General features: G+C 39.2%; 18 protein-coding genes. 1 reads left to right on the top strand and 17 read right to left on the bottom strand.

What is annotated here, in order from left to right; all coding sequences use genetic code 11:
- Positions 1-103: 103 nt before the first annotated feature.
- The 3 genes from SOP96_RS01130 to SOP96_RS01120 all read right to left on the bottom strand — a co-directional run bounded on the left by SOP96_RS01130 (position 104) and on the right by SOP96_RS01120 (position 1160).
- Positions 104-499, bottom strand: a complete 396-nt coding sequence (locus SOP96_RS01130; protein WP_326319393.1) for a hypothetical protein — start codon at positions 497-499, stop codon at positions 104-106.
- 56 nt (positions 500-555) lie between these two features.
- Positions 556-720 (bottom strand): hypothetical protein, encoded by a 165-nt coding sequence (locus tag SOP96_RS01125; RefSeq protein WP_326319392.1) that lies wholly within the window; start codon positions 718-720, stop codon positions 556-558.
- Positions 721-1001: 281 nt separating this feature from the next.
- Positions 1002-1160: a hypothetical protein gene (locus SOP96_RS01120; RefSeq protein ID WP_283421489.1), complete on the bottom strand. Its 159-nt coding sequence runs from the start codon at positions 1158-1160 to the stop codon at positions 1002-1004.
- A gap of 872 nt (positions 1161-2032) precedes the next feature.
- Between SOP96_RS01120 and SOP96_RS01115 the strand changes: the two genes are divergently transcribed.
- Positions 2033-2698, top strand: coding sequence for a S24 family peptidase (locus SOP96_RS01115; protein ID WP_326319391.1), 666 nt, complete (start codon positions 2033-2035; stop codon positions 2696-2698).
- A gap of 63 nt (positions 2699-2761) precedes the next feature.
- Here SOP96_RS01115 and SOP96_RS01110 read toward each other — a convergent pair whose 3' ends face one another.
- The 14 genes from SOP96_RS01110 to SOP96_RS01045 all read right to left on the bottom strand — a co-directional run bounded on the left by SOP96_RS01110 (position 2762) and on the right by SOP96_RS01045 (position 22133).
- Positions 2762-3697 carry a hypothetical protein gene (locus SOP96_RS01110; RefSeq protein ID WP_326319390.1) on the bottom strand — a complete coding sequence of 312 codons (936 nt, stop codon included), beginning with the start codon at positions 3695-3697 and terminating at the stop codon, positions 2762-2764.
- A 138-nt stretch (positions 3698-3835) separates the two neighbouring features.
- Complete coding sequence (locus SOP96_RS01105) at positions 3836-6454, bottom strand: PKD domain-containing protein (protein WP_326319389.1); 2619 nt, start codon at positions 6452-6454, stop codon at positions 3836-3838.
- A gap of 122 nt (positions 6455-6576) precedes the next feature.
- Positions 6577-9852, bottom strand: coding sequence for an Ig-like domain-containing protein (locus SOP96_RS01100; protein ID WP_326319388.1), 3276 nt, complete (start codon positions 9850-9852; stop codon positions 6577-6579).
- Between the two features lie 14 nt (positions 9853-9866).
- Positions 9867-12656 (bottom strand): hypothetical protein, encoded by a 2790-nt coding sequence (locus SOP96_RS01095; RefSeq protein WP_326319387.1) that lies wholly within the window; start codon positions 12654-12656, stop codon positions 9867-9869.
- A gap of 24 nt (positions 12657-12680) precedes the next feature.
- Positions 12681-15731 carry a baseplate J/gp47 family protein gene (locus SOP96_RS01090; protein WP_326319386.1) on the bottom strand — a complete coding sequence of 1017 codons (3051 nt, stop codon included), beginning with the start codon at positions 15729-15731 and terminating at the stop codon, positions 12681-12683.
- Positions 15732-15819: 88 nt separating this feature from the next.
- Positions 15820-16230 (bottom strand): GPW/gp25 family protein, encoded by a 411-nt coding sequence (locus SOP96_RS01085; RefSeq protein WP_326319385.1) that lies wholly within the window; start codon positions 16228-16230, stop codon positions 15820-15822.
- Between the two features lie 59 nt (positions 16231-16289).
- Positions 16290-16580, bottom strand: coding sequence for a PAAR domain-containing protein (locus SOP96_RS01080; RefSeq protein ID WP_029297107.1), 291 nt, complete (start codon positions 16578-16580; stop codon positions 16290-16292).
- 4 nt (positions 16581-16584) lie between these two features.
- A complete protein-coding gene (gene vgrG, locus SOP96_RS01075) occupies positions 16585-18330 on the bottom strand; it encodes a type VI secretion system tip protein VgrG (RefSeq protein ID WP_326319384.1) in 1746 nt (581 codons plus the stop codon).
- A gap of 1 nt (position 18331) precedes the next feature.
- Positions 18332-19060: a CIS tube protein gene (locus SOP96_RS01070; protein WP_326319383.1), complete on the bottom strand. Its 729-nt coding sequence runs from the start codon at positions 19058-19060 to the stop codon at positions 18332-18334.
- On the bottom strand, positions 19060-19221 hold the full coding sequence (locus tag SOP96_RS01065) for a DUF5908 family protein (RefSeq protein ID WP_326319382.1): 162 nt from the start codon (positions 19219-19221) through the stop codon (positions 19060-19062). Before SOP96_RS01065 ends, SOP96_RS01070 begins: the two co-directional genes overlap by 1 nt.
- 202 nt (positions 19222-19423) lie before the next feature.
- A complete protein-coding gene (locus SOP96_RS01060) occupies positions 19424-19891 on the bottom strand; it encodes a phage tail protein (RefSeq protein WP_326319381.1) in 468 nt (155 codons plus the stop codon).
- Between the two features lie 2 nt (positions 19892-19893).
- Positions 19894-20325 carry a phage tail protein gene (locus SOP96_RS01055; protein WP_326319380.1) on the bottom strand — a complete coding sequence of 144 codons (432 nt, stop codon included), beginning with the start codon at positions 20323-20325 and terminating at the stop codon, positions 19894-19896.
- 38 nt (positions 20326-20363) lie between these two features.
- Positions 20364-21677: a phage tail sheath family protein gene (locus tag SOP96_RS01050; protein ID WP_326319379.1), complete on the bottom strand. Its 1314-nt coding sequence runs from the start codon at positions 21675-21677 to the stop codon at positions 20364-20366.
- A 24-nt stretch (positions 21678-21701) separates the two neighbouring features.
- Positions 21702-22133 carry a phage tail protein gene (locus tag SOP96_RS01045; RefSeq protein WP_326319380.1) on the bottom strand — a complete coding sequence of 144 codons (432 nt, stop codon included), beginning with the start codon at positions 22131-22133 and terminating at the stop codon, positions 21702-21704.
- Positions 22134-22136: the final 3 nt, after the last annotated feature.

Raw genomic sequence — 22136 nt, 5'->3', positions numbered from 1 at the left:
CTTGCTTTTTGCCCGATGAATTCTGTAGTTGCAGTACTCCTTTTTTCAGGAATCCATAATACACTGATTGAATTCACTTTAGAATTACAATCGTGTCTTACTGTTACTTTTCTGCCTGGTCTTCAGGAAGCCCGATTACGGGTGCTTCTTCCTTATCAGCCTGTCTTTCTGTTCTTATGCCGTATTTGGCCTCAATAAAGAGGTTTACTGCTTTCTCAATCCAGTTCGGAAGATTGGTAGTGACCATCTTTAAGTATTTATCGTAACCGTAGCCCAGCACGAATAATATCCCTGTAGAGTACCATTTGTCGTGCAGTTCGGCCCTGTTCATGAGATAACTCATGGTGAATCCTACGATGATAACGATCATCAGTGTGATGAGGTGTTCCCATGCCTTTTTTTTTTCTTTGTTTTGTATTGAAATTAAGACCCTTAATAATCCACCGGAAAATGCAATGGCAGTTCCGATGAGAAGGGCTTTTAAACTATCTAAATTCATCTTTTCTCTTCTATATATTGATTCAAATTTGGGGTTGCACATCTTTCAATGCGGCTTTATTCCAGGTTGAGGATGTACATGTCATCCAAAAACCTTTTGCTTTTCAGCATGTTTCTGTTTTCATCCAGATAGGCTAATTCATCGATAAGGTCATCAATGTTTTTTCTTGGATTTTTAGCTATTTCTCTGTTTTTCTTTATTTTTTTTCTTCTCTTTTTCATGGTTAATAAAATTTTTAAGTTGAATAATGTTTATAATCTTTTAAAAATTGAATCCGTAAAAGAGCAAACGGCTCCTGCTCCAGGTTTTTACTACAGCTTAAGCGGCAGAACAAGAAACAAAACCTTTTTGCCTGTTATTTAATGTAAAAATGAATTTTAGAAAGACTTTTAGAACAATCCGTATGATTGGTTATTGTAGTCTTCATCTATATTATGGAAATAATAAATAGATAATTCATGGTTATTATCCGTTTTTTAAAAGACATGATGAGCCTTCCCATCTATCCCTGGAGAATGATGTTGTATATTGTTCTTTCGGACAAAAACAGCATTTCCATAAGTTCGGTGACGATCACCTTCATCTGCTTATCCTGATTACGTTTTACATAATCAATGACAAAATCTTTTCTTTTTTCTACTAGTTCTTTGCTACGTTTCATGTTTGGTTACAGTTTTTATGTTATAAGTTTTTTTAAATATATCTGCTTCTTATTTTTTTATGGTGGGATAAATCCATAAGAAACCTTAAAGACTCATTTTCAAGCCTTTGAAAGATGTACTACTTTATAGTTTTTGATTTTTAGGAAAGCTTGTACGTTATCTTTTTTGATGAACAGCATCCAGCCTTTCCTGATAAATACCTCCGTTAAATTCTTCGTTGGTGCCAAAGAAATCAATGTTCCTTTAACGAACGTTTTTCGTTTACAGAGAGCAAATTGTTTTTTAAAGAGCGCAACATTCTGTTTTACAAGATCTTTAAGCTTGTTACAGAAGCTTTATGCAATTTATAATCCTGAAACAATCTTTACTGATAACTACAATTAATCGATATTTTATATGTTAGCAGTTATATTATTTATTTCGGCTTGCTTTTTGTTACGAACAAAAGGAATAGTTTAAGAGCCTTTTATTTCTTCAAATAATAAATTTTAAACGAATTTTATTCGCAAACACCTACCACAATACGCACGAAATTTTCAAATAAATAAGCAAAAACGCAATTTTTACAGATAAAAAATTAGAAATATTTCTTTTGTTCATTTAAGTACTCTATAAGACAAAAACAGAGAATTCTAATCTTTTAAAGCAGTTAAGCATGCAACATACTTTTAAACCATTGATTATAAACAGATATTTAAATTAAATAAAGCTCCCGAACTTCAAATAAAAATTAAATCATCTATATAATTTTTGTATATTTGCATTGTTCCATCTCAACCGTGAACAAATATACGAACAATGTTCGCTTTTCAAAATTATTTATGAATATTTTTCGTAATTTTTTTTACACAATGACCTTAAAAACATCAAAATGAACTACTTAGAATTCAAAGAAATTAGAAAAAAGCTCAATATGAAGCAGGCCGAGATTGCAAAATCTATCGGTGTAGGAACCAGAGCCGTACAATATTGGGAAAAAGGCGAACGCAAAATCCCGGAAACAACTGCTTATTTTGTAACCAATCTGCTGCTAAACCAAGAAAAGCAGCAAAATGAAGACAGCGCTTCACCGCTGGCTTTTTCAGATCTTAAAATAATGCATGTCCCGCTTGCCAATCAATACGCACAGGCAGGCTATTTAAGCAGATTTGCCGATGAAGAATACATAGAAAGCCTACCAACCATACCTTTTACAGACGATGTAGAGCACCGTGGCGAATACATGTGTTTTGAAGTAAGAGGAGACAGCATGGATAACGGATCTTACGAAAGCTATCTTGAAGGCGACATCATCTTATGCAGAAATATCCGCCAGGATTACTGGATGAGCAGGCTTCACTATGATAAATGGGATTTTGTAATTGTTCATAAAGAAAAAGGGATCCTCGTGAAACGCATCATTAACCATGATGTTGAAAAAGGCATTATTACACTGCATTCTCTTAATGAATATTACGAAGATTTTGAAATTCATCTTGAAGATGTCGCCAAGCTGTTCAATATCATCAGTACAAGACGTAAGAATAACAGAAGATAAATAACCACCTGATTGAATAAAATCCTCACAATGGAGGATTTTATTGTTTTCAGAGATAAATTATCAGGTATTGCAGTTAAATGCTGCCGAAATGCCGGTTATTAAACCGGTAGATGATTCCACATCATAAATTCTTTCTCCGCTATAATTTCTGAACCGTACCCATTTGATTCCTTTATCTTTAAAGCCTATGCTTGGGCCGCCTGTTTCAAAACTTTGCAGATTTGCAGGTATGGCAGGAGTAGTACCGTCGCTCAGATAAATGTATGCTCCCACCTGTGGAGCAGACGTTGTAAGATTGATGGTTTTCTGAAGCAGGGCTTCATCCCAGCAAATACTTGCACCCACCTCTGCACTGTTCGTTGGATCTTTAAAGTTTCCCGAAACACAGAAAGCTTCTGTAAAGGTATAAGGCGCCCTTCTGATAACCCTTGTTTTGGATATAAATTCAAAAACGTTAGACCATTTTGAAACTCCGGATGGAGAAGAGCAATGTTTTCTTGCTCTTACATACAGCGTTTGATTTTCAGGGATATTGCCGCCGTCCATGAAAACATTTTCAAGCGGTTCGTAATTAAATCCTACCCTGAAATGGATAACATCTGTAAACCCGGGATCTGTGGCGATCTGGTATTCCGGGGTGGCAAGGTTGGCTCTATTTACTGCATAATCCAATACAATTTGCCCGCTATCAAGCACCTGAACATCTTTTATCTCCGGAATTTCACAGGTTGAAGCCCCACAATCACCAATCTTAAAAGAATTTGTTTTTCTGGTAACAACTCCGGCAGCTGTTAATTCAACGATTAATTCATATTCTCCTGATGCCGGGATTTCAGGAAGGGTTACCAGGCTCCCACTCGCCGGTATCGGGTTTATAGGGTGCACCGTATACGGCCCTGAAGAGACTTTCGGCCTGTACAATGCAGCAGCTCCGGTTACCGGTGCGGAAGATGTATAATTTATATTAAATGAAATATTGCATGTTGCTATTGCCATTATATTATATTTTTTTTATTTATTTATCGGTATTAAAGAGGTGTCGGAAATCTCCGATTAAAGCACCTCTTTACAATTTATGCATCAAACAGGCAAGCTTGTTATTTTGATACGAGCCCAACCTGATGGCGATTATCATTACTTATCAATAAAATGTACCTGTGCAAGATCGGTAGCAAAAGCACCGCTAACGGAATCAATAACTGTAAGCATAAATTCATAGGTTCCCATGATCACGTTATTCACTTTTAAAGAAGGTTTGTTAATATCTGTAAGCGTTACTGACGGGCCTAATACCTGTGTCCATGAATAATACAGCGACTGCGCTCCCCAACCATTCCCTTCCAACACAAAGGAATCTACACCAAAAGGGAAACTCCGATTACCTCCGGCATCAGCTGTGATAACCGGAACTCTGCCTTCGCAGCAATTTCCCTGAGGAAAAGAAATACCATCTATTACCGTAACCGGGCCGTCATACCAGTTTCTGATCATAACAGTCTGGGTACATCCGTTGCTATTTACATTAACCGTTATTACAGGAATTTCAGCTGGATTTAAATCGTAATAAGTATAGCTTACATTTCCTTCTCCATCAGGCTTCAGATTAACGAAATTACTATTTTGCAGGAGATCCCAATTGTAATCATAGGCTGTAAAACCTGTTCCTGAAACTTTGAAATTCACTTTAGTTTCGTTTGAACCTGCTGTAGGGTAAATGACTGAAGTTACATCTATACGCACATCAGATTCTTTAATCACTTTAATTGTACATGGGGTAGCTTTTCCGTTAACCGTGAAGGCTATTGGTTTATCATACAATTGCGGACTTACTTTAGCCGGATTGAAAACATATTGTCCGTCGGCTATTTTTTCAACTCCACCGCTGAGGCCAGAAGTAACGGCAGCTTCAACATCACCGTTCATAGGGTATACCGTAAAAGGTATTGAGCCGGATTTGGCACAGATAACATCAGTGGGCAGCGTTAATTTAACATCCACTTTCGGAGTGCAGCAAATATAAGGAAGCGAAAAATCTGCAAAGACGACAGGATTTTCCGAAGATTGGTATACTATAATAAAAGTACCCCCTTTTTCTACGCCGTGCTTGTGCTCTAAACCCGGATGCTGTTCTACATATTCATTGAAATATGCTTTAAACAAATCTTTATTATCAATCAATTCTTCCATTGACAACATCATGACATCGAAGCCCAGCTGCTTTTCATCATTAATCTGATTCAGCATCTGAAAAGCCTGCCGGTAATGCATTCCCTGATGGCCTTCTATGTTATAGAATGAATGTTTATCTATATTAAATGATAAAGGTTCCTGAATATGAATCTCCAGCGAGAGAGCGTTATTAGACGTTAAATTATCCCTGTAAGACCTGTTTGCCGTTTTATTAAAGTTCCAGGTTTTCAGGAATTCGTCGCTGATTTTATAATAAAAAGGAACTGCTTTCCCGCTAAGATCCCCGAATTTCTGTGACGGAGTAATTGTAATCTGTGCGCTGCCATCAGCAACCGTAAAATTCCTGAATTCCTTTGCCTGCTGTACAAAACGGCTGATTAGCAATTGTAGCTTCGGTAAATTTTTTTCCAGATCTAAAACGGACGAATTATAAAATTGATGTCTTGAAAAATCCAGCTGCTTAACGGGAATTAGTTTTCCGAGCATGATATGTTTCGGAAAAGAATTAAGATCCGGAAGGTTTACGGTAAGCGCTTTGGGAAGAAGCTTTATTATTTCATAATAGGTATCGGCTAAATCTTTAACCGCATCATAGGCATACTGGAACCCCGCGTCCTGGATAAGAAAGCTTTCTAATGTATCTTTGAAATCTCCATGATTTGCCACAGGAAGCCCCATTAATTGAGCAATGAAGTTGATTTTATCAAAAATAACTTTAGCGTAATCATTGTCCGCCAAAGTATCCAGATACAGATTTTTTATATCGGAAGCGGAAAATTGGGCATCTGTTCCTTGTTCTGCAATAAGCTTCTCTAATATTACCCGTTTTTGCTTTCCGTATTTCAGGATATCGTCTATAAACAATGGATGAGACTGAACGCGATCCAGGCGTTTGTGCTTTGGTATTTCATTTACAGATTCTGGAATAAAATTTTTTCCGAGAATATTGGTAATTCCTTCTGATGTAGTAACTAATACCTTCAGGTTCCGGATCTGCTGAACCCCGTGATTATCACAATCGACTCCCCTGCAGGGCTTAATTATTTTTTCATAGGCTTCGAGGTATAACAACAAATACTTGCTTTCTAACCCGGCAAGTCTGGCAATGGGCTGAAAATCTGAATCTGCATCTTTTTCAGTGGCCAGCTCCCAAAGTTCAATCTGCTTTCCGGCACCGTTATCTTCGCGAAAAGGGCCGTATTTTCCTTTAGAATCTTCATACACTTTAAAATGTGTATATTCTTTATTTTGTATCTCAATGGTTTTAAGATCACTTACATACAGGTCTTCACTCAGCTTATTGGTATCGCTGAGGGTAAGCAAATCGCCGTCTGTGGTAACCGCTGCGCCCTGAGAGAGCCGTATCCCGCTCAGTATCCTGTTGGTGTAAATAAGTTCCGGCCTGAAGCCGCACACAATGCCGACTCCCTGAAGCAATATTCTTGTCAAACGGTCCTGATCTTCAAAGAAGTCTAAAAACTCGTTAAACTGGGTGTGCTTTACGTATTGCCCTTTGGTGAATTTCCGGTACTGGGTTGATATATTACTTAATTGATTATTCATTATTATTAATTTTTTAATGATTGATGAAATGCGTTTATAAACTTCCCGGGCAGAAAAGTTCTGCCCAAGAAGTATATCATCATGATAGAATGCAAGATTCTTCTGGTGATTTTTTGATCATATTAACCTCCACAACCATTGATAATTGCAGTTTGAATAGCACTTGCATTGTAGCTGGAGTTCCATGAACCACCAGTTCCGTTTGCTAATTCTCTCCAGATGTATTTTCCTTCAATCTTATGGTCGACGCCTGCTCCCAGTACAATAACTTTGATAGATTTGGCCAGACAGATATTTTTTAATCTGTTCAGTTCGGCCACGTCTACACTATTGGCAATATCGTCATTACCACCCGGCGTAATATCTGTTATGATGATTACATATTTTGCAACATTATTTCTAAATGTTCCTGCGAAATCGTGTTCTACGACTCTGCTTAATGCCATGTCAGTAGGTTCCGGACCTCCTACTCCCCATCCAAGACTTAAGCCTCCGGCAGGATTATTGATTTTGCCAAGCTGGTTTGTAAATGAAGTAACATTATTTTCGGACATAACTTCCATTGCTGTAATCCATTGGAATTTTGAACCGATGCCCGGATTAACAAATCTCTGCGATACCGGCAGGCTTGTATATGCTGCCGCTGAGCTATAGCTGGAATTTGTTCTGGAATCTGTTTCATCGGCCAGTACGATACCTAATCTGTACGCATTAGGAGACGACTGGTTCTGTATTGTTGTTATGATACTGCTGGCCCCGGTTTTAGCAGCTTCAATCTGGCCTCCCATACTTCCTGTATAATCAAATATGAAGACAACGTCCATACCAGAATTACACGGAGGCGGACCGATTTTAATGGTAACTGTTGCAATATTACTGTCTAATTCCCCATCGTTGATATGATAGGTAAAGGAATCCGTAAGAGTGTTTGATTTGTCGTGCGTGTATCTTATTTTACCGTCTGGTCTCAGTGTTGCTGTTCCATGGGCTGGCTGTGTATTTATGAATACGGATAACGGTGTATTTCCTAAATCGTAATCATTGTCTTTAACAGCAATATCCACATACCCTCCGTTTGATGTGGAAGCATGGTCGTTTACGGCTACCGGAGCAGATTTTACCTTAATAAACACCGTAGCAATGTTACTGTCGTCTCTGCCGTCATTAACACAATAGGTGAATGAGTCTTCCAGATTAGCGGAACCGTCATGGGTATACGTGAATATACCACTGCTGTTCAGCACCACCGTTCCATAGGACGGATCTGATTTTTTAACAACTGTTAATGAGTCATTATCTGCATCATAATCATTATCTAAAACTGATATAGTGACTGTTTTTCCGATCATACAGGAAGCATAATCATCTTTAGCTAAAGGCGGAATGTTTGGTTTTTCTTTCGAGCAGCACAGATAAGGCAATGTGAAATCTGCAAGAACAAGATTATTGGTTTCCGATTCTGCAATCAATACAAAGGTATCACCAGGCCTTACTCCTGCCATGTGTTCCAGCCCGGACTTTCGTTCCAGGAAATCTTTTAAAAGCTCTGTTGTAATTTCTTTCTTTCTCGGATCTTCTTTTACAATTGTAATTTCTTCTGCAAATTCCGGATCGAAATCAAATTTAGCTTTATTCAATAATTTGAGCTGGCTGTCCAGCTTCGTTAAATTCTGCAGCGTACTTTTTGAATCTCCTGTTGCTTTGCTGATGTCGTTGGAAATTGACAATACCTGGGCCCTGAGTTCCGGAATTGAAAGCTTTCTCGGCTCTGACACTTCACCACTGCCTCTTTTCTCATTATTTAAAAGCAGCACAGTAACGTCGAACGCCAATCCGTACTTTGTTTTAAGATCATTGATATTTTGTACAGCAGTTTCAAATGGCAATCCGAGATGTCCTTCAATCCTGTAAAAATCATGATTATCAATGTTGTAATCCAACGGATTCTGAACAAAATCTTCGCCTGCCAGATTGGCTGTATGATAACTTAAATTATAGGTTTCGCGGTCTGTTTTTGTTTTTTCGTAATTCCATTTTCTTAATAATGGCTGATCGACATTATAATAAAATGGAATTGCTTTATCTCCCAAGCGTACATTAAGGTAGGAAGGGGTAATTTTCACAGGGCCAGAATAAGCTCTGAATCCATTTATCTTTTGGGCAAAACGGTTGGCAAGCATTACGATTCTCTCATAGTTTTCATCGTCACCGGTAGTGGTGGGCGAATGATAGAAACCGTGACGAAGCGGCGTATTTTCCCCAAGTTCCAGCTTTGCTCCGAGAGGTCCCAAAAGAAGATGCTTAGGAAATGAAGAAATGCTTGGGCAGCATTCCGCATGAAGATGCAGCACCAAACTCCTGATTTCATTATGCGTATCAATTAAATCTTTAAGCAAATCATACCTGTACTGATAATCATCAGCACCTGAAGGGATGGTGTACAATAGAGCCTCTAATTTATCTTTAAGATACTGATTTCCTAAATTAAGGTTTACGTTAAAAACTTGTGCAATCCTGGTAAAACCTTCACTTAACTCCGAAACAGCACTGATCGCATCTATAAATTTTGATTTTAACTGTGGTGCTGTTGAAACGCCCGGATCCAGAATAACTCTTCTGGCTTCTATATTATGTAACTTGTCAAAAAGATCTTCATACACATTACGAAGTTGGTATAAAGTATCTTTTGCTTCACTTTCGTCGATAATATTTTTAATTTCATTTTGATCTGCCAACAGTACCCTGAGGTTGGAAACCTGCTCTGCGCCTGCATTGTCGCAGTCTGCATCCTGACACGGCGATTCTTCATTAGAATAGCTTTCCAGATAAAGGATAACGATTTTTTCATTTAATTTTTGAATATCTTTTACCGGTTTAAAATCGCTGATACTAATTCCCTGAGCTATTAAAAAGTCATAATCCTGCTGAGTGATGATTTCCAATAGACTAACTGGCTCATTATTAATGATAAAATGCCCGTAATCTTTTGCCGCTTCATATTTTTTGTAATATTTATAAGCATTTGCTCCAAAATCTATTACTGTTTCAATAGATTCGGGCATATGTTTTAGTGTTTTGCGGCGTAAAGTCATTAAATCTCCATCTGTGGTAATGCCCGCTCCCTGAGTAATGGCGATGGTATCAAGATAATCGTTAAGGTCAATAGGTTGTTCTTTATCTATCTTAAACATGAGCTTAATAGTTTCTTCAGTTACGGATTCATCAATGTACATTGATTTAAATCCGGACGCTACTCCTACGCCGCTCAGGTGTGTTCTCGAGAGTCTGTCCTGGTCTTCGAAGTAATCTAAAAATTCGTTTAGTTGCCCTTCCGTAAGAACCTGATTTACGTTAAACTTTCTATATTGAGTTGTTACGTTTTCTAATTTGGTATTCATTATATATCAATTTTTTATATGTTTGATTGTCCTAATATGATTTTTCCGTCTAAGCTGTCGTTATCTTCTATGGCACAGTCCAGAAGCCTTCCCGGCCTGTAGATATTATTCAGATCGGTAAGCCTTGTCAACAGCTCATGGATCCTTGTTCCTAAATTCTCAATATTGTTTTTAGCTTTATCGGAAAGATATTGTTTGAAAGCAACTTCAAATTCGGAAAGGTCGCTTTTTGCAGTTTGTGTTTCCGTAAAACGATCACCTACCCAGCAGATTTTTGCTAAAATATGAGCAGGAATCTCCTGTCTGATCACCGTTTCCGCATAACGTCTGAAATCAGGATCCTGGAAGCGGTACGTATATCCCGGAAGAACGATGCTCACGCGGTAGGAATAAGGATCAAACACATCTGTTTCGCAGCCTTCCTCACAGGAACGCATAAAGGTTTCAGAATAGCCTACGGGATTTTCAACTGATGCGCTTTCGGCATCGTACATGATTTTAAAAGTACTTTCTATTTCCATGCAGCCGATACCGCCCATCTGCTTATAATCTTTAACACTTGGCTTTAATAAAAGATGTTCTATCAGGAAAATGCTTTCTTCCGTAAAATGATACCTGAAATATTTTACCGTTTCCCTGATTCCATCTTTTAAAGCATTAAGATCCGGGTAAGGATTGGTTCTTTTATGGGTAGCCATTACATTCTTTTCCGGAGCATCATCTACAACATCAAAATAATAGTTGCCACCACCGGAAAACCGGATATTCATATTTCCAATGAAGCATGTATTGTCTTCACATGCTCCTAAATCTTCCAGTGCATTTTCAAGATCTTCTTCATCAATCTGGATTATTTGGTAAATGGCTTCATTCAGGTTTTTGGTAGCTGCATATTCAATCTGGTAGGTTTTTATGGAGGATAAAATGATATTGCCTGAAGCATCTTTTATTTTCCAGGTAAATTTTTCCTGGTTTCCAGTGGTTGTTTTGGTAATTAATACCGGCGAATTGGATACATTTCTTTGTGTATAATCCCTGATTCCCAATAAACGGGCAATTCTTTTTTGAACCCCGGAAATATTATGGGTGTTCCAGAGATCTGAATCTGCAAAAAGAATATAATTATACCCCAATCCTCGGTCTTTACTTATGGAAGCATATTCGTTGAGGAAGTTTTGCTTGTTATTAAGGACAATTTCGTCTGCGGAATTTCCGTATAATGATTTCATGAGGAACGTATAATCGCTGAAGGTTTCGGCAAAACGGGAGATCAAATGATCCAGGATTTCATTCCTGCGATCAACGCTATTATCCAGTTCTTCATACAAAGCATCGGTAAGCTCATCATCGTTTGCTGTTGGATAATCAGAAACCAGTTCACCGAATCCTTTGATATTTTTCAGGGCCTGTGTGAAATAAGTCCTTTTTAAATCTCCGCTAACACTTAATATTTCTTTTACTTTTTCAAGGTGCTTGAAATAACCGGCAAGAATTTGATCAAAAAACAACAGGTAGGCTTTCATCTGTTTTGCGAGCGCTTCTCTTTCCGGGGTGTGATTTCCTATAATCCCTGAAATTCCCACACCGTAGGTATCCGGAAATTCATTAAGGATGGTTGCATATTCTGCCACATCATACGCTGTTCCTTGTGGTAAAGCCAGTTCTTTATTCTGTCTCGCATCTTCTCTCAGCACCTCTTCTTCCAGTTTAAGAGTCTGCATATACTCCTGGACTTTTTTATCATTGATATTTAACGGAAGCGATCCTTTACTGTAGCTGAAAGAGCTCAGCTCGCAAAGTTCGGGTTTTCTTCCTTTTTCAATACAGATGAGCCAGTCGTTGTTCTGTTTAATCATGCTGTCGCAACCTGCGATAGAAATTTCATGAATTTCTTTTACACCGTCAACCTTCATGATTTCGCTTACGATATCGGAAAGGCGGACTTCGGTTCTCAGCTGGCTGTTTTTCAGCTCTTCAGTATCAATAAAACCGTTTTCTAAAAGCGGGCCATCAAAAATCTGATCTGTTGTGAAGCCTTTATCCAACATTTGTTTTAATGAGTAAAAATGAACTTCCGGAGACAGGTAATTATTAATCGCCCGCAGTACTTTGGCATGAACGAGTTCTTCATCGGCTTTATTGACTAATCCGATACGTGCACAAACTGCTACTTCCTGGATTTCAATTTCTTTAATTTCAGCAAGATCTTCGCAGAGGCTTCTGTTGGCATGATAGCGTTCCAATATCTGAAGGTTGACGCCAGTTTTCCCGCAGCCGTTATTTTCTTCAGTAACATCATCGGAATAGTCTACATAAAGATCATACATTCCTTTTACATCAAAGCTCTGTACTTTATCGCCGATAGGTTTAAAATCCATGTTACCTGTTTCGCAGTCAACATATAGTTTTTCAGTATGAGGAACCAGCCAACAGTTTCTGATTGGTCTTTTATGGCCTGCAGTAAAGCTGATATCTATGAAAAGCTTCCTGTAATCGAGCTCCGTTAAAGGTCTTGAAGGAAGGATTTCCGTTGCTTTTAAGAACTGGGCATGGATGTTTTTGTCCTGATCCTCAGAGGTTAGAAGGTCTTCCATATTGAGGTTCATTCTCATGCCGAGGTCGGTGATGGCATAGCTCAGAACTTCCAGCGTGGTAATTCCCGGATCGTGAGAGTTGTAATCTGTCCAAAGTTTCCCTCCCAATTTCTCTATGTATTCAATACCGGTTTTGCGCAGAAAGTGAAAATCGGTCTGATCCGCGGTTTCTACATTTTTCGGTATACTAATGTGCTTATTTTCTGACATGGTTATGTTTTATTCTTTTTATTATTACATACATACTTGTTCTGCGATAGTGATTTTGTGCTGTTTGGCAGATACGAGAATGGACTTCGGATCTACTTCTATTAAAGATTTTTTTTGCAAAACATCATTCACCAGTATTTCAATTTCATCAATATAATCTAGATAATACAGCTGTTCCAGGTAGTTGATGAGATGGTTCACGTTCAGTTCCACATTAAAATCAATATCTTTAGTATCTGTGAAAGCCCATGGAGAAATGTATTTTTTAATGTCTTCATCCAATTGTTTCATGTAGAATACTTCGTCGTACTGCTCAAAGAATTTTACCGTGGCCTGAATTTTTGCTTCTTTATAGTTCGGGTTGATTACCTGAGCTTTAACATGCATTGTATTTAATTCATTTACATAATCCTGAATTTTATTGAGGCTTGCCCTGCTGACTCTTGGCTGGTAGACATCGAAAGCATTTTTATTTCTGATATTCGGCACCACCATTAGCGTTACGTGTCCCGGAGCCATATATGATTTTTCAGAAGTATGATTTAAACATTTCACTTTGAAAACTTCCGGAAATTCCTGCAATACAAGGCTTTCATAATCCCATTGTGTAACAGCTCTGTGCTTGTGCCTCAACCGCTCGCTTACTCTTCTGTAAAATTCAGAATCGGCTTCTTTATATTTTCCGTCGAACGAATTGTATGGCTGGCTCAGCGATTTTATCTGAGGAACCCTGGTAATTAATTTTGAAATAGTATCCGCCGGCAACCCGTTGGCTAAATGTGCCAGATCATTTCCCTGATCCTGAAATGTCGCTAAAACAGCCTGTGCATAGATTCCCTGAATTTTGCAAACAGCATCATAGCTTCTTTTTGATCTGGCCCTGATCCAGACGAGCCCGTCGGTAAGCCTTGTATGACTGGTGTTGTTGTCTTTAGGGATTTTAAATTTTACAATACCGGATTCCAGGAACTTTCTCGTTTCGTTTTTCAATATATTTTCCGAAAGATCCTTCCACGTATTGCCGGACAGGATATTCCATTCGATAAATTCTTTTTCATCAAAAGTATCCACCAAAGGATTTTCACTTCCTTCCAGCATCTGGATCAGCAGGGAAACGGTTGTTTGCGGCGTTGCTTCGAGACCGATGTACAATTCGCCTCCGTTTTCATGTACGGGAACGATGCTTTTGGTTTCCGTTTCTTTTTCGTATTGTCCGAACACGTCTTCGTGATACAGCAGTACATCTCTGCTTTTGGCGGCTTTTCCGTTGGAATCTTTATCTAAATAAGAATAGGCAATTTCTCTTGCGCTGTAATTCAGTTCGATATCTTCCGCAAAAGGGATGTATGGCTCGTTCGGCACAAGCTTATTTTTAGCGGGGTCGCTGGATAGCGCCAGGGTGTATAATTTAGGGTACACATCCTGTAATGCCGATTGATTGAGCGTTAATCTGATCGCCTCGCTTGTTCCGGGAGCGCTATTGGTGTTTTGAATGGAAAATTGCGTTTTATACCCGTTTTCCACTTTTCTGAACAACTCAATATTGTTGCCTTTCTCGCGCCATATTTCTTTTTCCAATAGTGCGGTATCTGCGGTGAAATAAGCATCTGAACGAACAATTGAAGAGCTTTCTAATGACTCAAATTGTTTTACACTGATATTTTGGTTCGGCTGAATCAGGTACCCGCTGTATAAATTGGTTATTGAATCTGGTGTGTTTTTCCAGTTGATGGTAATGTCTGCTTTTTCCCATTTCTTGGAAAACATTTCAGGAGATTTGATGTAAAAATTAGCGCCTTTTACCGGTTGTGCCGTGAACGGATAATAAGGTTTTTCAGCATTCAGCGGGCTGCTGTCGTTTTCAATCTGAAGAGATTTTATGCCTTTTACGCCTACCGCTACTTCAACATTTTTCACCAGCTTTTCAGAAAGGGCTTCATAAAGCGCATAGTATTTTTCTCCTTCAATCATGAATCTTACTACAGGGAAATCAGTCTGGAACGTTTGTCCCAAAACATCTTTACTGTATTGTACCACGGCAGGAAAATCTTTGGTCAAAGTGAAGGAAAGCACAAGCTGATCTGCGTTTTTATTTACACATTGTAAAGCCATTCCTGAGATCCATTCTTTTTCTCCGCTGCACAACACTTTGATATTGTTTTCAATATCTGCGGCTGATAAATCCTGAAATTTCTGAGCAGAATTTTTATTGAAATCAATTTTCACGGTAATGGTTCTTTCGCCTTCTTTCAGATTAAATAATGATGATGCGATAGCAAAACCGAGCTTGGCTTTCGGAAGCTCTTTGTAAATGGATTTCTTTGAAACAGTTTCATCAGCATTATACCCGAAAGGCCACCAGTAATTGCTTTCTTCGGGAAGCTTATCTCCGAAACCATCCGCAGAATTGGCAACCGGCGCCATCTTCAGCTCTCTTTTTTTAACATCATTGAGGAAGCTTTTAATTTCAACAACTTTTGCCTGGTTGGCAATCAGTTCTTCACCTGTTTTATAAACACGTTTTTTTCCGTTGGCATCTTTATCGCCATCCAGCAAAGTTCCGCCGGGAATTCTTTCCTGAATCGCTTTTTTCGCCAATTCAAAAATTACGTAAGCTTTATCGGGTTTAGCCTCATTTTTTTCAATCTGCAGAATTTCGTTGTAATAAAAATCCAGATGTCTTTTGGTTAAATTATTGAATGCCTTTTTTGAGAAGTCCAATAATTTTAAAAAGCAGACAAATAAAGTGAGGTGGGGGGTCAGGTTGCTGTCCTGTTCGAACTGGGAAATAAGATCTGTAACCTGTTTTTTCATACTTTTGTACTCAACGCTTTCCCTTCGCGGTACCGCATTGGCATCATCACCCAGGAAGAAGTTTCCCCAGTTTCCTTTCGGTGTTGTATTATCATCTTTACCGAAATAGTTTACACGCTGAGCAAAATTGTTGGCGAACAAGAGCCAGTCAAACAAATCGAAATCGTGTAATTCAAGATTGCCCGGATCTAATTCTGCTAAAAAGCGCTGCATTTGTGATTTTCCTTCACGATAATGTGAAAATGTATCTGTTTTTTTCATTTGTTTATATTTATCTTTCTATGTTCAGATGCAATACTTATGTAGTGTTTGGTAGTATTTAAAATGGCTACAGACATCCCGTAATTCATTATATTTCGGTAGCTTCTCCTTTGTAAAAAGGAAAAACCATATTGCTTCTTGTATTCGTATTTCTTACTTCGTAGTTTATCTGGATTAAAATTTCGCCTTCAATTTCGTCCTGCGCATCAATTTCAATACTGAGTATGTTGATTCGGGGTTCGTGGTATAAGATTGCACGTTCAACGATTCCTTTCATCTGTGTAATGAGCGTAAGATCGAGCGGCTTAAAAAGCATTTCCTGAAGATCGCATCCGTAATCCGGGAACATTACGCGTTCACCGGGGCGTGTAGACAGGAGAATCATAAGGCTGTTGTTGATGTCTTCCACATCCGATGTCATTACCAGCTTTCCTTCAGTCTCATTAAACTCAGGCGGAAAGCTCCAGCCTGTTCCTAAAAAATCTGTATTTATTTTCATACGTTATTTGTTATATTAATTGTCGATCATGCCTCTGTAGCATGGAACTTCAGTGTATTTTATCCGCCTATTAAAACAGTAGCTTCGCCTGCGGATATTACGCCTCCATGTGCGGTAGAATCTCCCATTCTTGCGGCCGGCTTTCCGCCGATCATTACGCTGGATGATCCTGATGCAATGGTGTCTAAAGGGCCTGTGCATACGGCTTTGTCTCCTACTCTTGCTGCAGGTTTCCCCCCGATCAATACGGTAGGTTCTCCTGCCGGAATGATGGGCCCTCCTACATGCGGAACATTTCCCGTTACCATTGGACAGGTATGCATGTCTGTAATTCTTGCTGCCGGTTTCATATTATTAATTGATTTTAACCTGAGAGCCTTTCACCACGGTTACCGCTCCTGATTTAAGTTCCGAGCCGGAGCTTCCTTCCGCTTTGAGCTGGGCGCTGGCTTTTATATTGATGTTGACACCTTCCATATTGATGTCTCCTTTGGCCTTGATCTGGATATCTTTTGAACTTTCCATACTGATCCCGTCTTTGTTAAGGGTGAACATATTGGCATGTTCATCTTCAATTTTGATGACATCCGCATCTTCGTCCACGATTACTTTTTTGCCTTTCGGGGTTTCCAGGGTATAGGAAATTTTATCGTCATTGAAAATCATTTTCATTTCGCTCCGGGTGACAAATCCTTTTTCGTGATTGTCATCGGAAGCTACAATTGGAGCCGGTTTTGTGCTGCTGTTCAGCATTCCGAGAACTACGGCATCATTAGGATCATCATTAATAAATCCGATAATTACCTCATCCCCTATTTCAGGCCTGAAAAAAGATCCTCTGTTTTCCCCGGCATCGAGCGTAGCAACTCTTGCCCAGATTCCTTCTTCTTCATTGTTGATGATCGGTATCTGTACGAGAATTCTGTCTTCCCCATCAGGGTCAGATTCCAATTGGGATACGATTCCCACGTGCAACCCGCTTATGGCAGGAATAATTCCTGAACCCGGCATTTCGCTTACATCATAGGTTTCTGAGAACCAGGTTGGGGAAAGCCCGAACTGAGCATCTACCAGCCAGTTTCCATCAATAATTTCGTGTCGGACTCCTGTTACATAAATTTTCCCGTTGAAGCGGTTTCCTACTCCCTGAAGGGTTAATGTAACTCCGGGTTTTACCGACGGAATTCCCTGGAATTTTACTCTTCCCCTGGTTTTTGCCAATTGCTGGAAAGTTGCTTTGGCATCTCCCCATTGCTGTAATTCTTCCTGGGTAAGATTGCCGCCGTGTTTCAGCTGCAGGTCTTCAATTCCAAAAACTTTGGCCAGATCGCCGGAAGAAAGATTTCCGTTGAGGCTGATGGCCGGATCCTGAGCTTCTACTTCCGTTAATTCCTGATCTGTATAGCTCCATGTTTTTGCGGTAATTTTGCTGAACTGATCCCTTGCATCAATTTCACCGTCGAATTCGTGCACGGATGATCCGTAAACTACGGTTTCCACTATTTCGCCGCTGAAATCAGGCTTGGCTATTTTTACGGTTCCGTCTTCAACAAAGCAGAGTTTTCCGTTGGCCTGCGCTCTGGTTAACATAAAATCCCAGTCGGAAGCCTGGTACTGAACCAGTTCCTTGTGGGTACCTGAAGTGGTTTCCACATCGGCAGTTGCTCCGCTGTTACCTATAAGCTCTTCAATGATATCGCTGTCTTTGCTGTCGTAGAAGTATTTGCTTTTTCTTCCTAATGTCATTTTCACTGCCTTATCCCTACATTCGATGATGAGGTAAGAGGAGCTGTTTCTTACTTTTATATTGTGCTTTACGACTACTCCTTTGAAAATGGTTTCTTCTTCAGAATGATATCCGGCTGTGATTTCTATTTCTTTTCCGGGAATCAGTAATTCTTCATTGCTGAGTTTAAAATCCTGTTCCGGTACGCTTCCATCTAAAATAACAATGCGGGCATAGGGAATTCTATTGACTTCTTTTTCTACGACAATGCTTTTCACGCCGTATTTCCCAGGTAATTCCGTACCTCCGGACATAACTTTAAAAGTGATTAAGTCAGGATTTTTTGCTGTCTGTATGTATCCGCTGTTATTCATTTTATGATATTTTTTCTAAGGGTGGAAAATAGAGTTCGCTTCCCGGCTTCAACGTTCTGAAATTGATAAGGCCGTTTGCTTTTGCAACTTCCAGGTAGTATTTGGAATCTCCGTAAATTCTTTCGGTCATTAAGGGTAATGTATCTCCGTCTTTCACTGTTCTTTTGTGGGTAAGATCCGGTGAAGATTTTTTTCCCATCGCGGCTGCAAGTTCTTCACTAATTGATTCTAAAAACGTTGCTTTTCCTATGGCTCTTAAAGGAGATCCATCACTATTGAATAGTTTATAATCTATTGTGAATTCCGTAAGAGATCCTTCAAACGTAAATTTCCCCCAGGTAACAATAACTGTATACGGCTTGTGAATTGTTCCGTTAAAATCTCCTGTTGCTGCATAAAAATCTTTTAATTGGTCTTCTACAGCCATTTTGCTAAAAGGATCTCTTTTTCCTAACCCTTCCTTTATCTTATTAATAAGCTTATTACCGGAGTTAGCCTGCATTACTCCTGTACCATCAAACAAAAATTCTAATTGTAAGGTTTGAGGAGATTTTTTGATGAATTTTGAATTTGTTGCATTTGCTCCTTCTTTGCTTTCAATATTATATTCAACTTTATGCGTTAAAGAAAAACCTGTTGGATTAATGAAGGCTGTAAAAACTACACTTTCTTTTTTACCAAAGGCATTATCCTTGTAAGTCTGTATGGTTACTTTTCCCTTTTCTCCCATTATCTTTCTTTTTTACGTTGTTGAATATTTGCTGCCTGTTCCACGCTTTCGCTCACTGCCCGCATAATTTTTGCTTCGTCAACCGATGTAGCATTGGTGGCTGCTGCTGTTTTCTCGTCCACATTTATTTTAATGTGAAGCTCTTTTATTTCTATTGGCATTTCGTTTGTTTTTAATTGATTTTAAATTTTAACTATTTAAAAAACAATGATTTAACCTGTTGGTTTAAAAAAATCCAAGCACATAAAGAGTGTGTTCAGTCCTTTGATAGACTAATTTTTTTGTTGTTTTTCTGAAAAGTAGTTGTGCTAAAAGTTATCTTTAGGCTAAGACACTTTCAGGTGCTCAGATTTGATTTAGAGATTATAAGCCTAAGCCTGCTAACGATGAAGGTATCTTGAAATATCTGTATTTCAGTTCTATTGTTTCAATAGCCAATTTGCTTTCTTCCGCATTGAATTCCGAAACTTCCCATCTCACCGGGTAAGCTCCCACTATATTCCAGACCATTAATGGAGCTGTAGACTGAAGCCCTCCGTAAAGAGAAACGACAAGGTTCCTGGGTTCAAATTCAAAGTTTTCCATTGCATTTCTACACCAGCTGATCAATCCGGAACTTACCATTAAGCCGCGCTTAAGAACTAAGTTGGGATATTTCGGCCTTAGAGGAAGCTGATGCATAAATCTGTTTTCGCCTCCTTCGGCATATTCTTCGGTTTGAATGTCTGTGGATAAACCAGATATAGACTGAAATCTGGAGTCAATACCCTCTGTTGTCGAAATCCCGTTAACAATAAAAGAGAAACTGGTTGGAGGATATAAGAGAGCCATGATTAGTTATTTTCAATGGTTAATCCTTCGTGTGCAATTTCAAGGGTTTCGATCGCTACCTCGTTACCATCTGCTTTTAAATCGCTGGACTGCATTTTCACAGGGAAAGCATTTTTAACTTTCCAGGTAACGGCAGGATCGCCGTTCTCATTTAAAAGAGAAATCGTGATGGATCTTCTCTCAACCGTATTGAGCTGTACAGACTGGAACCACTCGAAAAATTCATTATCGCCCTGGAAAGTCCCTCTTTTTAAGGTGATATTACTGAAGGTTTTCAAGCCAGGCATTTTCGTTTTGCTGAAATCAGGGCTTGCTCCGTGTCTGTATTCAATCACAGCCGTTTCCAGGTTCATTCCGGATGCTTCTGTGAATCCTAATTTTGTTCCGCCCCAATCTACTTCAAAGGCAAACTTTACTAATGGATATGTACTCATAATTGTATGTTTGTTTTAATTGTTATTTAGTTTAATTTTTAGGCTTCCTGTAATTTGTGAGAAAAACGAAGCACGATGAATTCAGCCGGACGTACTGCTGCCATACCGATCTCGATATTCATTCTTCCTTCCAGGATATCCTGTGCAGACATGGTTTTGTTTAGTCCTACGCTTACGTAATAGGCTTCTTCAGGCTTGCTTCCTGCCAAAGCGCCGTCCTGCCACTGCTGGTTCAGGAAGTTTTCGATCATCGTTTGTACGCGGATCCAGGTGTTGGCCGTATTGGCTTCGAAAACGAAACGTTCTGTTGCTTTTTTCACAGATTCTTCCACCATGTTGAAGAAACGGCGTACGGAGATGTATCTCCACTCGTTGCTGTTTCCGTCTAAGGTTCTTGCTCCCCAAACCAAAGTCCCTTTTCCGGTAAAGGTTCTGATCGCGTTGATGGATTTTCCTGAGGTTGGGTCTATGTTAAGGCTTTCCTGATCCTGGTGTGAAATTTTTTCGGTTGGTGCCACAACATAATTTAATCCTACATTTGCAGGTGCCTTCCATACTCCGGATGTGCTGTCTATTCTTGCATATACTCCTGCCATTGTAGAGGATGGAGCCATTACGACTCTGTGAGATTCTATTGCATTTTTTGCAAGGTTGTACAATTCTGTATCATTTGTTTTCCAATGCTCCAGCGTTTTGGTTCCAACGGTAATCTCCGGATCGTAGCTGTACGTAAGAATTGTTTCCAATTTTGGGTGATATGCTGCTCCGTATTTTAAAGCTTTGGTAACCCCTGATCTGAAGTCTGCAACAGTTCCCACAACATCGGTGATCACAAATCTGTCTTTCATGAGTTCCGCATGATCAAGGGCTTGATTATACAATTGATAGGCTCCTGATCCTAAGAATTCTGCATCAGGAAAAACGATAAGTGTCGGCTCATCTTCTTTTTCTAATGTTTTTAATCCAAACAGTAAGGTTCCGGCAGTAGTTTCATTCCCTAATGACGGGTTTGCTCCGAATCCGCTTACAGAAACGATATAACACGGGCCACCACCATTGGCAAAATACATCTGCATGGCATAATACATTTTAAAAGCACTTGGTGTTAAATTAGCGGTAACTGTTCTGGGCGTGGATGCAGTCGCCTCAACTATATTAAATGTAAAAGCTTCGTTTTTTGCTTTCCCGAAAATGGTTTCGTATTCCAGCATGGAAGAAATTCTTGTAGGCTCATTTCTTGGTCCTTTATCAGTATGCCCGATGAATGCCGGGATGGCTGTTTCTACTTGTGCTACAGATGGCGGGAATTTTGCGATTTCCTCTACGTAGACTCCTGGTGTTTTGTAATTCATTTTTTTTAATTTTTAAAGTTAATATTAGTTATTTTCAATGGTTAATCCTTCGTGTGCAATTTCAAGGGTTTCGATCGCTACCTCGTTACCATCTGCTTTTAAATCGCTGGACTGCATTTTCACAGGGAAAGCATTTTTAACTTTCCAGGTAACGGCAGGATCGCCGTTCTCATTTAAAAGAGAAATCGTGATGGATCTTCTCTCAACCGTATTGAGCTGTACAGACTGGAACCACTCGAAAAATTCATTATCGCCCTGGAAAGTCCCTCTTTTTAAGGTGATATTACTGAAGGTTTTCAAGCCAGGCATTTTCGTTTTGCTGAAATCAGGGCTTGCTCCGTGTCTGTATTCAATCACAGCCGTTTCCAGGTTCATTCCGGATGCTTCTGTGAATCCTAATTTTGTTCCGCCCCAATCTACTTCAAAGGCAAACTTTACTAATGGATATGTACTCATAAT

Origin of the sequence: Chryseobacterium salviniae (assembly GCF_035819015.1) — a bacterium.
In the GTDB taxonomy this organism is placed as follows: domain Bacteria; phylum Bacteroidota; class Bacteroidia; order Flavobacteriales; family Weeksellaceae; genus Chryseobacterium; species Chryseobacterium salviniae.
The sequence above is the reverse complement of the archived record's forward strand: the minus strand, read 5'-3'. Positions and strand labels throughout refer to the sequence as shown.